The organism is Shewanella sp. SM95 (genome assembly GCF_025653595.1).
GTDB classification, from domain to species: Bacteria; Pseudomonadota; Gammaproteobacteria; order Enterobacterales; family Shewanellaceae; genus Shewanella; species Shewanella oncorhynchi.
In genome coordinates, this window is record NZ_JAKKSE010000001.1 from 337,186 (window position 1) to 350,498 (window position 13,313).

General features: G+C 45.8%; 13 protein-coding genes. All 13 read left to right on the forward strand.

From position 1 onward, the window contains the following. The first annotated feature begins 40 nt into the window (after window positions 1-40). Window positions 41-778 (forward strand): UMP kinase, encoded by a 738-nt coding sequence (gene pyrH / locus L5M29_RS01510; RefSeq protein WP_006080981.1) that lies wholly within the window; start codon window positions 41-43, stop codon window positions 776-778. 21 nt (window positions 779-799) lie between these two features. After that, window positions 800-1,357 carry a ribosome recycling factor gene (gene frr, locus L5M29_RS01515; protein ID WP_012088724.1) on the forward strand — a complete coding sequence of 186 codons (558 nt, stop codon included), beginning with the start codon at window positions 800-802 and terminating at the stop codon, window positions 1,355-1,357. A gap of 81 nt (window positions 1,358-1,438) precedes the next feature. Further along, window positions 1,439-2,266 carry an isoprenyl transferase gene (locus L5M29_RS01520; protein WP_028760605.1) on the forward strand — a complete coding sequence of 276 codons (828 nt, stop codon included), beginning with the start codon at window positions 1,439-1,441 and terminating at the stop codon, window positions 2,264-2,266. Between the two features lie 20 nt (window positions 2,267-2,286). After that, window positions 2,287-3,144: a phosphatidate cytidylyltransferase gene (locus tag L5M29_RS01525; RefSeq protein WP_105249720.1), complete on the forward strand. Its 858-nt coding sequence runs from the start codon at window positions 2,287-2,289 to the stop codon at window positions 3,142-3,144. Window positions 3,145-3,148: 4 nt separating this feature from the next. Continuing rightward, the gene (gene ispC, locus L5M29_RS01530) at window positions 3,149-4,339 is read left to right on the forward strand and encodes a 1-deoxy-D-xylulose-5-phosphate reductoisomerase (RefSeq protein WP_263138103.1); all 1,191 of its coding nucleotides are present in this window, start codon (window positions 3,149-3,151) and stop codon (window positions 4,337-4,339) included. A gap of 39 nt (window positions 4,340-4,378) precedes the next feature. Next, entirely contained in the window at window positions 4,379-5,749 is a 1,371-nt protein-coding gene (gene rseP / locus L5M29_RS01535; protein ID WP_263165821.1) for a sigma E protease regulator RseP, read from the forward strand. Window positions 5,750-5,780: 31 nt separating this feature from the next. Beyond that, the gene (gene bamA, locus L5M29_RS01540; RefSeq protein WP_263138105.1) at window positions 5,781-8,264 is read left to right on the forward strand and encodes an outer membrane protein assembly factor BamA; all 2,484 of its coding nucleotides are present in this window, start codon (window positions 5,781-5,783) and stop codon (window positions 8,262-8,264) included. Window positions 8,265-8,328: 64 nt separating this feature from the next. Beyond that, window positions 8,329-8,826 carry an OmpH family outer membrane protein gene (locus L5M29_RS01545; RefSeq protein WP_028760600.1) on the forward strand — a complete coding sequence of 166 codons (498 nt, stop codon included), beginning with the start codon at window positions 8,329-8,331 and terminating at the stop codon, window positions 8,824-8,826. 3 nt (window positions 8,827-8,829) lie between these two features. Beyond that, window positions 8,830-9,855 (forward strand): UDP-3-O-(3-hydroxymyristoyl)glucosamine N-acyltransferase, encoded by a 1,026-nt coding sequence (gene lpxD / locus L5M29_RS01550; RefSeq protein ID WP_263165823.1) that lies wholly within the window; start codon window positions 8,830-8,832, stop codon window positions 9,853-9,855. Between the two features lie 31 nt (window positions 9,856-9,886). Beyond that, window positions 9,887-10,351: a 3-hydroxyacyl-ACP dehydratase FabZ gene (fabZ, locus tag L5M29_RS01555; protein WP_006080990.1), complete on the forward strand. Its 465-nt coding sequence runs from the start codon at window positions 9,887-9,889 to the stop codon at window positions 10,349-10,351. Beyond that, on the forward strand, window positions 10,348-11,118 hold the full coding sequence (gene lpxA / locus L5M29_RS01560; RefSeq protein WP_028760598.1) for an acyl-ACP--UDP-N-acetylglucosamine O-acyltransferase: 771 nt from the start codon (window positions 10,348-10,350) through the stop codon (window positions 11,116-11,118). The genes fabZ and lpxA overlap by 4 nt, the downstream gene beginning before the upstream one ends. Before the next feature lie 241 nt (window positions 11,119-11,359). Continuing rightward, window positions 11,360-12,538, forward strand: a complete 1,179-nt coding sequence (lpxB, locus tag L5M29_RS01565) for a lipid-A-disaccharide synthase (protein WP_113938987.1) — start codon at window positions 11,360-11,362, stop codon at window positions 12,536-12,538. Further along, the gene (gene rnhB / locus L5M29_RS01570; RefSeq protein ID WP_263165825.1) at window positions 12,538-13,170 is read left to right on the forward strand and encodes a ribonuclease HII; all 633 of its coding nucleotides are present in this window, start codon (window positions 12,538-12,540) and stop codon (window positions 13,168-13,170) included. The genes lpxB and rnhB overlap by 1 nt, the downstream gene beginning before the upstream one ends. Window positions 13,171-13,313: the final 143 nt, after the last annotated feature.

The following is a 13,313-nucleotide window of genomic DNA, read 5'->3' on the forward strand; positions in this document are numbered from 1 at the left end:
CGGCAATAGCTGCGGTCTTGTTATGACCAGGATAAAAATTATGAGCACCAATCCAAAACCCGCATTTAGACGCATTCTTCTTAAATTAAGTGGCGAAGCACTGATGGGCGACGAAGGCTTCGGCATCGACCCTAAAGTATTAGATCGCATGGCTCAGGAAGTGAAAGAGCTGGTTGAGCTGGGTATTCAGGTGGGTGTGGTTATTGGTGGTGGTAATCTGTTTCGCGGTGAAGGCCTAGCAAAAGCAGGCATGAACCGTGTGGTGGGCGATCACATGGGTATGCTGGCAACGGTTATGAACGGCTTGGCAATGCGAGACGCCCTGCACCGTGCCTATGTTAATGCTCGTCTGATGTCAGCTATCCCGTTAAAGGGTGTGTGTGATGATTACAATTGGGCTGAAGCGATCAGCTTGCTAAAATCTGGCCGAGTGGTTATTTTTGCTGCCGGTACAGGTAATCCTTTCTGCACGACCGATTCTGCGGCCTGTTTACGCGGCATTGAAATCGAAGCTGAAGTCGTATTGAAAGGCACTAAAGTCGACGGTGTATACTCTGAAGACCCAATGAAGAACCCAGATGCTGTTAAGTATGATGAAGTGACTTATGCGGAAATTCTGGAAAAAGAATTAAAAGTAATGGACTTAGCCGCCTTTACTATGGCGCGTGATCACGACATGCCTATTTTAGTCTTCAACATGAATAAGCCTGGCGCTCTACGCCGCGTTATCATGGGTGAAGAAGAAGGCACGTTGATCAGAGCGAAAAAAGTTATTTAATGACCAAGAAGGACATTTAACGTGATTGAGAACATTAAGAAAGATGCGCAAGAGCGTATGGGTAAATGCGTTGACGCGACTAAAAACCAAATGGCAAAAGTGCGTACCGGTCGTGCCCACCCAAGCCTGTTGGATTCCATTCAAGTCTCTTACTACGGCACTATGACGCCACTAAACCAAGTGGCTAACGTGGGCGTTGAAGATTCACGCACTCTGTCTGTGACTGTGTTTGACCGTAGTGCTATCCAAGCCGTTGAAAAGGCTATTATGAGCTCTGATTTAGGTCTGAACCCTATGTCAGCTGGCGCGACATTACGTATTCCATTACCCGCGCTGACCGAAGAACGTCGTAAAGACTTCATCAAAGTGGTGCGTAACGAAGCTGAAAACGGTCGTATTGCTATCCGTAACGTGCGTCGTGATGCGATTTCTGAAGTGAAAAAGCTTGAAAAAGCTAAAGCTTGTACTGAAGATGATGTGCGTCGCAGTGAAGAAGAAGTGCAAAAGTTCACCGATGCTCACATTAAAAAGGTCGATGAGATTTTAGCGGCCAAAGAAATTGAGTTGATGGAAGTCTAATCTCAGTTCGATAAGCTAGAGTTGATGCGCCGTGTAGGGGTATACTACACGGCGTTTGTCTATTTTAAAGGGCTGTATTAGATGTCATCCACAGTGGAACTTGATCCGCACCCTAGGACGAGTGAGAGTGATTTATACACTCAAACGACCTTGCCGGGACAATTACCCGAACTCGTGAAACAGTCGTTACCTAAGCATGTTGCTATTATCATGGATGGCAATGGGCGTTGGGCACAAACCCAAGGTAAACCACGAGTGATGGGACATAAGGCTGGTGTTAAGGCCGTTAGAAGAGCCGTAAGCACGGCAAGCCAATTAGGCATTGAATCGCTAACCTTATTCGCATTTTCTAGCGAGAATTGGCGTAGACCCGATAAAGAAGTCAGCTTGCTGATGGAGTTGTTTTTTACCGTATTACAGCGCGAAATTAAATTGCTGGATAAGAATCAGGTTAAGCTCAACATTATTGGCGATATCAGCCGCTTTTCGGCGCGATTACAGAAGCAAATTGCTGCTGCCCAAGAGAAGACATCTCGCAATACTGGCTTGGTTCTGAATGTTGCGGCTAACTATGGTGGCCGTTGGGACATACTTCAAGCAGCACAAAAATTAGCGGAAAAGGTCGAAACTGGCGAAATGACCAGCAGTCAGTTCACCGAAGAAGCCTTAAGTGCACATTTGTGCATGCAAAATCAGAGTGAAGTTGATTTAATGATCCGCACGGGCGGGGACTGTCGCATCAGCAATTTTGTGCTGTGGCAGGCGGCCTATGCAGAATTGGTGTTTACCGACACCCTTTGGCCTGATTTCGATGAACAGGCTTTTCATGAAGCGATAGCCATTTTTGCAAGTCGCCAGCGCCGTTTTGGTCTGACTGGAAGTCAGATTGATGAGATGCGTGCATTGTAAAACCTCATGAGGGATTTTTTTTGCTAAAACAACGAATAATAACAGCAACTTGGTTAGTTCCATTAGTTTTAGGGGCGATATTTTTGCTCCCTGCCAGCTACTTCGCCTGGGCCTTAGTTGCCGTCTTCCTTATTGCAGCAAAGGAATGGGGAAGAATTATCGATAATCAGTGTGATGTCACTCAGTGGAGCTTTACCTTCACAGTTGGTATCTTATTGGTGGCAATTAATCTGATTGTGCCAATTGATGCCGTTTGGTTAAGCCACCAGTTACATCCTATCTATTTGGCCATTCTCTATATTGGTGCATTCTGGTGGTTAGCATCACTATTATTAGTGGTAACTTATCCTAAAAGCGCTAAGTTCTGGCAAAAGAATCCTATGTTTAAGTCCATGTTTGGACAGTTAACCTTAGTGCCTTGCTTTGTTGCTCTTATCGCGCTCAAATCCATTAGTTCACAAACTTCTCCCTATTACGGCCCAGTGTTAGTACTGTTAGTGATGTTGATTGTGTGGGCAGCAGATTCTGGGGCTTACTTCGTCGGTAAAGCGATAGGTAAAACGAAACTGATGCCTGCAGTGAGCCCTGCTAAAACCTTGGAAGGCCTAGTTGGTGGTTTAGTGACGACTATGCTCGTGGTTGCCGGTGTTATGTATTATTCGCCAGAGCAAGAACTGGGTTTAGTTGTGGCAGTGACCTTATTTGTTGCTTTAGTGTCAGCGCTGGGCGATTTATCTGAGAGTATGTTTAAGCGTGCGGCCTGTATTAAAGATTCTGGCACTATTTTGCCCGGTCACGGCGGCGTGCTCGACCGCATCGACAGCCTGACTGCAGCCTTGCCGGTGTTTACCCTGATCTACATTGCATTCTGGATGTAACGCTATGCAAAATATGGTGATTTTGGGTGCTACTGGTTCAATTGGTGCTAGTACCTTAAGCGTGATTTCGGCTAATCCATTGGCTTATAGCATCTATGGATTGGTGGCCAATGCGAGCGTTGATAAGATGCTGGCTTTGTGTGTAGCCCATAAACCGAAAGTCGCACATATGGTGGATGAAGAGGCTGCGAAACAGTTACGCGCCGTTTTACCCGCTGCGCTCAATATCCAAGTCACTACTGGCATAAACGATTTACTCGGTTTAGTGACGGCTGCCGAAGTGGATACCGTAATGGCAGCGATTGTCGGGGCGGCAGGGCTAGTACCAACCCTTGAAGCCGTGAAGGCGGGAAAGCGAGTATTACTGGCCAATAAAGAAGCTTTAGTCATGTCGGGTGAGTTGTTTATTGAGGCGACTAAGCGCTCTGGTGCTGTGCTATTGCCCGTGGACAGTGAGCATAATGCTATCTTTCAATGTTTACCCCTAGAAGTGCAGGCTAACCTCGGCCGTTGCGATTTAGCTGCGTCGGGTATATCCCATATTTTGTTAACCGGTTCTGGCGGACCTTTCCTGCGGTCGGATCTTGCGACACTTGCGGCCATGACGCCTGCCCAAGCCTGTAAACACCCTAATTGGTCCATGGGACCTAAAATCTCTGTTGACTCCGCCACTATGATGAATAAGGGTTTAGAGTTCATTGAGGCGCGGTGGTTGTTTAATACTCAGGCTGAGCAACTTAAAGTGGTTATTCATCCGCAAAGCGTGATCCACTCTATGGTGCAGTACCGTGATGGTTCGGTTATCGCCCAAATGGGTAACCCAGATATGCGCACACCGATTGCCCATTGCATGGCTTATCCGCAAAGAATTCATTCGGGCGTTGAACCTTTAGATTTTTTCAAAGTCGGACAGTTAAGCTTTTATGAACCTGATTTTGAACGTTTCCCCTGTTTGGCTTTGGCTATGGAGGCGTGTGCCCAAGGCCAAGAGGCTACAACCGTATTAAACGCTGCCAATGAGGTCGCTGTTGAAGCATTCTTGCAGGGGCAAATTGGTTTTACACAAATTGCAAAAGTGAATGAGGCTTGTTTAGTCACTGTGCCTAAACGTCCTATGGGCAGCATAGAAGATATTTTAGCCTTAGATGCGCAAACCCGCGTCTATGCGCGTGAGACATTAGCAAGCATCGCTTAGCAATAGCTGAGTGATTAAATTTATAACGTAAGGAGTGGGATGTTAGATTTTTTATGGAACTTAGGTTCTTTCATCGTTGCACTGGGTCTGTTAATTACTGCCCACGAATACGGCCATTTCTATATCGCGCGACGTTGTGGCGTGAAAGTCGAACGTTTCTCCATTGGTTTTGGTAAGGCTATTTGGCGCCGTGTTGGTAAAGACGGCACTGAATATGTGTTAGCCATGATCCCCCTTGGCGGCTATGTCAAAATGCTCGATGAGCGTGTTGAAGACGTTCCCGATGAATTAAAAGATCAAGCGTTCAATCGTAAAACCGTATGGCAACGTATTGCGATTGTGGCCGCAGGTCCAATTGCTAACTTTATTTTTGCCATCGTTGCCCTGTATTTTATGTATCTGATTGGTGTGCCATCACTTAAGCCTGTGATCATCTCGACGACCCCCGGGACTGCTGCTGCGCAAATTCAAATCACAGAGCCAATGCAAATAACGGCCATTTCCGGTCAGGCTGTGCGTAACTGGGAAGAGGTGAATTTAGCTTTAGTCGGCCACATAGGTGATGAAAGTCTGAGTGTATCGCTAACGCCATTGAATGGTTTGCAAGGTTTAGACTCTAGTGCGCGGTCTTATACCTTAGATACGCGTAATTGGCGTTTTGATCCTGAAAAAGAATCCCCGATTACGGCATTAGGGTTAGGGATTTATCGTCCCGAAATCGTCCCCACCATTGCTGCGATTAGTCCTGACAGTGCCGCTGCGAATAGTGAGCTAAAAGTCGGTGACACCTTAGTCGCAATAAATGGTAAAAATTATACCGATTGGCAGGCTTTTGTTGACATTATTCAACATTCTGCCAATGTGCCTGTGAGTTTAACTGTGCGTCGCAATGGCGAACAGTTTAATGTGGCAGTGACACCCTTAAGCAGTAAAAATGCCGATGGCCAAGAGATAGGTATGCTCGGGGTGAGCCCAACCCAAGCACAATGGCCAGACAATATGCGTTTACAACTTGAATATGGACCAATCGATTCTTTCGGTATAGCAGCGGATAAAACATGGCAACTTGTTGCTGTGAGCTTTAAGATGATTGGCAAATTATTTACCGGCGATGTGTCGGTGAAAAACCTGAGTGGACCCATTTCGATCGCACAGGGTGCGGGCAGTAGTGCAAACTATGGCTTGGTCTATTTTCTCGGGTTCCTCGCGCTCATCAGCGTCAATTTAGGCATCATTAACTTGCTGCCTTTACCTGTGCTCGATGGGGGACACCTGCTGTATTACTTTATTGAAGTAATAACTGGTAAACCTGTACCTGAAAAGGTGCAGGAAATAGGATTCAGATTTGGGGCAGCAATACTGCTGATGTTGATGAGCGTTGCGCTTTTCAATGATTTTGCCCGACTCTGAGCAAGGACAGACTAATAATTAGAAGTGCTCTATGAGATTGAATAAACTTTTTGCCTCGATGTTATTCGTCGGTGCGTCGTTTTCAGGGACTGTGTTGGCTGATACTTTCCAACCGTTTGAAGTGACCGACATCCAAGTTGAAGGTTTGCAACGAGTTGCACTCGGTGCTGCCTTGTTAAGCTTACCAGTAAAAGTAGGTGACACTGTTGACCAGTTAAGAATCCAGCAAGCGATTAAAAGCTTGTATGCATCGACTAACTTTGAAAATGTCTCCGTGAGCCGAGATGGCGGCGTATTAGTGGTGAAAGTCACTGAACGTCCTACCATCAGTGCCGTGACATTCGATGGCAACAAAGACATTAAAGACGAACAGTTACAGGAAAGTCTGGACGGTTCTGGCGTTAAAGTCGGTGAGTCGCTCGATCGCACTATGTTGACCGGTATTGAAAAGGGTCTGCAGGATTTCTACTACGGCGTGGGTAAATACGGCGCGAAAGTGGAAGCTCAAGTGATTAACTTACCCCGTAATCGGGTTGAGCTGAAATTTAAGTTTACCGAAGGTTTAGCGGCCGAAATCCGCCAAATTAACGTGGTCGGTAATCATGAGTTCACCGATGCTGAGTTGATTGGCATGCTGGAACTTAAAGATTATGTGGCTTGGTGGGATCTGTTCGGCGAACGCCGTTATCAGAAGCAAAAGCTGCAGGCCGATCTCGAGACCATCAAAACCTATTATCACAATAAAGGTTATATCCGCTTCGAAGTCACCTCGACTCAAGTGGCCATGACGCCTGACCGTAAAGGTTTATATATCACCATCAACGTAGATGAAGGTGAGAAGTATAAAGTTAAAGAAGTAAACCTGACGGGTGATTTGATGGGCCGTGAAGAGTTGATGAAATCAATTCTGCCAATCAAAGCAGGTGATATGTACAACGGCGGTGATGTGACTTTCACCGAAGAAATGTACAGCAAGTATTTAGGCCGCTTCGGTTATGCTTACCCTGAAGTGAAAACCTACCCTGAAATTGATGATAAGACTAAAGAAGTCACCTTAAACATCAATGTTAAACCGGGTAAACGTGTTTACGTACGGGCGATTAACTTCACTGGTAATACAGTGACTAAAGATGAAGTGATGCGCCGTGAGCTGCGTCAGATGGAAGGCGCTTGGTTAAACTCAGCGCAAGTTGAGCAATCTAAAGCCCGTCTTAACCGTTTGGGCTTCTTTGAAACCGTTGACACTGAAACCATTCAAGTGCCGGGTACTGATGACTTAGTTGATGTTGCGGTTAAAGTGAAAGAGCAGCCATCGGGCTCATTTAACGCGGGTGTCGGTTATGGTACTGAATCAGGTCTGAGCTTGCAGTTTGGCGTACAGCAAAACAACTTCTTAGGTACAGGTAATCAAGCGGGTATTAGCTTGAGTACAAATAAGTACTCTAAAAACGTTAACTTATCCTATACCGATCCGTACTGGACAAAAGACGGAGTGAGTTTAGGCGGGAGCGTTTATTGGAGTGAGTTTGACGCCAATGAAGCTAACTTAGAACGCTATAAAAACAGTTCGTATGGTGTGGCGCTTAACTCGGGTTTCCCGATTAACGAATACAACCGTATCAATGGTGGTATTGGCTATCGTCACAACACGATTTCTGAAATTTCTGCCTATGAGCAGGCACGTCGTTTCTATAACATCTATCGTGATGATGATCCGAATGCCGACTTAAGTTTTGATAACTTCGAACTCAGCCTAGGCTGGTATCGTAGTACCTTGAACCGTGGCACTTTCCCAACAGATGGCTCGTCCCAGCGTCTGAATGGCAAAATGACTTCGCCAGGGTCTGATTTACAGTATTTTAAGACAGACTTTGACACTAACTTCTATTTTCCTGTTAACCGCAGTCAGAGCGTTGTGCTCTTGGCCCGTGGTCGATTAGGTTATGGTAACGGTTATGGTCAATTTAATGATAATGACCAAATTTTGCCTTTCTGGGAAAACTATTACTCAGGTGGTAGTAGCTCACTACGTGGCTTTAAGTCAAACTCGGTCGGTCCTCGCTCCTTCTATATGTATAGTGGTAGCGAACCTTGCTTGGATCCATCGGGTGATGGTTGTAACTTCCCTCAACCGGATCCTGATAGCATTCAAGTCAGTTCTGGCCGCTCTATCGGTGGTAATGCTCTTGCAACGGCAAGTATGGAGTTGATTGTACCAACCCCATTCTTGGATGAGGCTTACACTAACTCAGTTCGTACTAGCTTCTTCGTCGATGCGGGTAACGTCTGGGATACTGAGTTTGACTATGATTTTTATCGAAATAGTTTGCCTGCGGAAGAGTTTGCTAAGTTACAGGACTTTAGTGATCCAGCACGCCTGCGCGCCTCTTGGGGCCTGAGTGTGCAATGGTTATCACCTATGGGACCTATGGTGTTCAGCTTGGCGTGGCCGCTTAAAGAATATGAAGGTGACCAAACGGAGATCTTCTCTTTCAATATTGGCAAAACTTTTTAAAAGGCATACACTCGGCAAGTTTTGCTGACAATAACAAGGTAACAAGGAGTTTATTTTGAACAAGATGGTAAATTGTGCGCTGATGACGTTAGTTTTGTTAGGCGCGCCGTTAGTGGCACATGCTGAGAAAATTGCCGTAGTGGATATGGGCGCTGTGTTTGAACAGCTCCCACAACGTGAACAGATCTCTCAATCTCTGAAGAAAGAGTTTGGTGATCGCGTAGCTGATGTCCAAAAAATGCAAGAAGAAATGCGTTCTCTGATGGAGAAACAGCAACGTGATGGTGCATTAATGAACGATGCACAAAAAACTGAGCTGGTTCGTAAAATGGAATCGCTAAAATCTGAATATCAGTTAAAAGGCAAAGCATTGGATGAAGACCTACGTCGTCGCCAAGGTGAAGAGCAAAATAAACTGTTAGTTAAAGTGCAAAAAGCCATCAACACTATCGCTGAAAAAGACCAATATGATTTGGTATTACAACGTGGTGCTGTCATTTATGTTAAGCCTAACGCTGACATCAGTGGCAAAGTGGTTGAAGCCTTAAGCAAAGGCAAGTAATAGATGAATAGTGTGACTTTAAAAGAGCTATGCCTGTTATTAGACGGTGATATCCAAGGCGACGAAACGCTAATTATTAATAGTGTGGCGACCTTAGAAAATGCCAAGGCGGGTCAGATCTCTTTTTTAGCCAACAGTAAATACCGCTCTCAGCTTGAGGCAACTCAAGCGAGTGCGGTGTTATTGTCAGCTAAAGATGCGCAGGATTATCAAGGTACTGCGTTAATTGTAAAAGATCCATATGTCGGTTTTGCTCGTGTTGCTCAGTATTTGGACACGACACCCAAAGCGGCGGTAGGTATCCATCCTTCGGCACAAATTGATTCTTCAGCCCATTTAGGGGAAGGTGTCGCTATTGGCGCGAATGCTGTGATTGGTGCGAACGTCATTTTAGGTGAAAATGTGCAGATTGGTGCCGGTGTTGTGCTGGGACAAGATGTGGTTATTGGCTCAAAAACACGTTTGTGGGCTAATGTCACCGTCTATCACGATGTGCATTTAGGACAGGATTGTATTATCCATTCGGGTGCCGTATTAGGCTCAGATGGTTTTGGTTATGCTAACGAACGTGGTCAGTGGATTAAAATTCCGCAGACAGGTGGCGTGCGTATTGGCGATCGGGTTGAGATTGGTGCTAATTCAACGGTAGATCGTGGGGCATTAGGCCATACAGAGATCCACGACGGTGTGATTATTGATAACCAAGTGCAAATTGCCCATAACGATATTATCGGCGAAAATACTGCTATCGCAGGCAGTACTACTGTCGCAGGCAGTGTCACTATCGGTAAATATTGTATTATTGGCGGTAGTTGTGCCATCGCAGGTCATTTGAGCATTGCCGATGGTGTGCATGTGTCTGGTGCTACCAATATCACCACTAATATGCGTGAGCCTGGCTTATACTCTTCTGCCACCGTGGCAATGGAAAATAAACTTTGGCGTAAAAATACAGTTCGTTTCCGTCAGTTAGATGAACTGTTCCAGCGTGTTAAAACGTTGGAAAAAAATTTAAAAACACCAGATTAATTGCCCCAAGGCAATTTGAGGAACTCGGTTCGTGTCTAATCAAATGAACACTATGGATATTAAAGAAATACTTAAATATCTACCCCATAGATATCCATTCCTATTGATCGATCGTGTGCTTGATTACACTCCTGGTGTTAGTCTGCAGGCGATCAAAAACGTTTCAATAAATGAGCCATTTTTTCAGGGACATTTCCCGATACAACCTGTGATGCCAGGTGTGCTTATTTTAGAAGCGATGGCACAGGCAACTGGCCTGTTAGCCTTTAAAACGATGAGTAGTGATGTACCACCGCCAGGTGTGTTGTATTACTTTGCTGGTATCGATAATGCGCGTTTTAGACGTGTGGTTGAGCCAGGAGATCAAATTCATTTTGATGTCAAAATGATTAAAGAGCGCCGCGGGATTGGCGTTTTCTACGGTGAGGCCAAAGTGGATGGTGAAGTGGTTTGTTCCGCTGAAATCATGTGTGCCCGCAGAGAGATTAGTCAGTGATAGATACATTAGCGTTTGTGCATCCCGATGCAAAAATTGGCAATAACGTCACTATTGGCCCTTGGACCTATATCGGTGCGGGCGTCGAAATTGGTGATGATTGTTGGTTGAGTTCCCATGTGGTGGTCAAAGGTCCAACGATTATCGGCAAAGGGAATCGTATTTTTCAATTCGCCTCCGTTGGTGAAGAATGCCAAGACAAAAAGTACGCTGGCGAGCCGACACGACTGATCATTGGCGACAATAACGTCATCCGTGAAAACGTGACCATTCACCGCGGTACAGTTCAAGATAACAGTGAAACCCGTATTGGGTCGAATAACCTGTTTATGAACTATGTGCATATCGCCCATGACTGTGTGGTCGGCGATAATGTCATCATGGCGAATAACGCATCTATTGCAGGTCACGTGCACGTCGGTGACTGGGCGATTTTAGGCGGTATGACAGGCGTACATCAGTTTGTGCATATTGGTGCCCATGCGTTTACTGCCGGTTGTTCTTTAGTTTTGCAGGATGTGCCTCCTTTTGTGATGGCAGCGGGTCAACCGACAGTGCCTCGCGGCTTAAACAGCGAAGGTATGAAGCGTCGCGGTTTTTCTAAAGAAAGCCAGTTAGCCGTGCGTCGTGCTTATAAAACGTTATATCGTAGCAGCTTAACGGTAGAAGAAGCGATTGAAGCATTAGCTGAAGATGCGCAGAACGATGAGCAAGTCAAATTACTGCTTGAGTTTGTAAAGTCATCGAGTCGCGGCATTATTCGCTAACTTGATGACCACATGACAACAAAAGGGCATTTTTATGCCCTTTTGTATTATTGGTTTAAGCCTTTTTTGTGGTAGACGTAGTCGTTAAAAATGCGTTTATTCATCAATGCATTCGACCATAAATGAGCTTAGTCATTAATTGAATCATTAACTTAACATAAGTGTAGGCTTGGAACGATGCATTTTAGGTGTGGTTTACCTCTTCATCCAATGCCATTAATTCATGAGACGTGATTGGTTTATGAGCAATAAAACTCCATTAGTGTTTGCCATGGTTGCCGGAGAACTCTCAGGCGATATTTTAGGTGCAGGTTTAATGGCTGCGCTGCAAAAGACCCATCCCGATGCGCGCTTTGTCGGTATCGGTGGACCCCGCATGGAAGCCCTAGGCTTCAAATCCCTGTTTGCGATGGAAGAACTCGCAGTGATGGGAATCGTTGAAGTGTTATCTCGTCTACCTCGCTTATTAAAAGTGCGGTCATCCTTGATTAAAGAGATCACCGCGCTTAAGCCCGATTGTTTTATTGGCATAGATGCACCGGATTTTAATATAGGCCTCGAGCTTAAACTTAAAGCCCGCGGTATTAAAACCGTCCATTATGTGAGCCCATCCGTGTGGGCATGGCGCCCAAAACGTATATTCAAAATCGCGAAGGCGACCCATATGGTGTTGTCGTTATTGCCATTTGAGAAAGCTTTTTATGACAAGCATCAAGTACCTTGCACCTTTGTGGGTCATACCTTAGCGGATGATATTCCGTTGCGAAGCGATAAAGCGGCGGCGCGTCAGTTACTTGAACTCGATGCCGATGCAGAATATTTAGCTATTCTACCGGGATCCCGTGGTGGCGAGTTAAAGCAACTGGCTGAGCCTTTCGTGAAGGCGGCTTTACTGATTAAACAGAACTTCCCTGATATACGTTTTGTGACGCCACTGGTCAATCAAAAACGCCGTGAGCAATTTGAGCAAGCGCTGAAGGATTTTGCACCGGATCTCGAAATTCATATGGTCGAAGGTCAGTCGCGCGAAGTCATGGCGGCTGCCGATGGCATTTTATTAGCATCTGGCACCGCGACGTTAGAAGCCATGTTGGTCAAGCGTCCAATGGTGGTGGCTTATCGTGTTAGCCCTATGACCTATTGGATTGCTAAGCGCATGATGCAGGTCGAGCGTTTCTCGTTACCGAATCTACTGGCTGGAAAAGATCTCGTCCCTGAGCTCATTCAAGAAGATTGCACGCCAGAGAAAATAGCTGCAGCGGTCACAGTCGAGTTAAATCGAGATTTTACGCCGCTCAAAGCTGAGTTTGATGCCCTGCACCAAGTGTTACGCCGTGATGCGAGCTTAAAAGCCGCTGAAGCGGTAATGGCACTGGTTGAGCCTAAACCAAGTCATGCTAAATCGCTGGAGGCTAACTAGTGGCAACTTTTAAAAGTTTAACCGAAGCCGATTTGCTGGCCTTTTCGACGGGATTAATTGCTGGTGTGGATGAAGTCGGCCGTGGGCCATTAGTCGGCGATGTAGTGACTGCGGCTGTGATTTTAGATCCAAACAAGCCCATCAGTGGTCTGAATGATTCCAAGAAACTCAGTGAGAAGCGCCGCGAAGCTTTGTTTGATGAGATTTGTGAAAAAGCCCTGTGTTATCACGTGGGCCGCGCAAGTCCTACTGAAATCGATACGCTTAATATCTTGCATGCCACTATGTTGGCAATGCAGCGCGCGGTTGCTGGGCTTAAGATTGCGCCTGCGTTGGTGTTAGTCGATGGCAATCGCAGTCCAGCATTTGTTGCCCATAATGGCGCCTCGCTTACCAGTCACAGCATCATTAAAGGTGATGGTTTAATTGCCAGTATTAGTGCCGCATCGATTATCGCCAAAGTGACGCGGGATCGTGAGATGGATGTGCTCGATGCTGCTTATCCGCAATACGGTTTTGCTAAGCATAAGGGCTATCCGACTAAGGCGCATTTTGAGGCCATCGCCGAACATGGGGTATTTGACCAATATCGTAAAAGTTTTAAACCCGTCAAGGCATTACTGGGACTGTAAGTTGTGCTCCCAAGCCACCTGAAGATACGAGTTTCAGGTTGTTTGGGTATAAGTTCCCGTTATCCAGCAAAGTCACTGGCTCTGGCTGCGTGACTTTGTTAGTCTGCTTTCTAGTTATTGTTAACCTGCTATTCAAAGATAAT

Bases quoted from the DNA above. Each gene is read 5' to 3' on its own strand.
- L5M29_RS01520 (WP_028760605.1), top strand. From the start codon at position 1,439: ATGTCATCCACAGTGGAACTTGATCCGCACCCTAGGACGAGTGAGAGT.
- lpxD (WP_263165823.1), top strand. From the start codon at position 8,830: ATGAATAGTGTGACTTTAAAAGAGCTATGCCTGTTATTAGACGGTGAT.
- lpxB (WP_113938987.1), top strand. From the start codon at position 11,360: ATGAGCAATAAAACTCCATTAGTGTTTGCCATGGTTGCCGGAGAACTC.
- bamA (WP_263138105.1), top strand. From the start codon at position 5,781: ATGAGATTGAATAAACTTTTTGCCTCGATGTTATTCGTCGGTGCGTCG.
- rseP (WP_263165821.1), top strand. From the start codon at position 4,379: ATGTTAGATTTTTTATGGAACTTAGGTTCTTTCATCGTTGCACTGGGT.
- pyrH (WP_006080981.1), top strand. From the start codon at position 41: ATGAGCACCAATCCAAAACCCGCATTTAGACGCATTCTTCTTAAATTA.
- L5M29_RS01545 (WP_028760600.1), top strand. From the start codon at position 8,329: ATGGTAAATTGTGCGCTGATGACGTTAGTTTTGTTAGGCGCGCCGTTA.
- ispC (WP_263138103.1), top strand. From the start codon at position 3,149: ATGCAAAATATGGTGATTTTGGGTGCTACTGGTTCAATTGGTGCTAGT.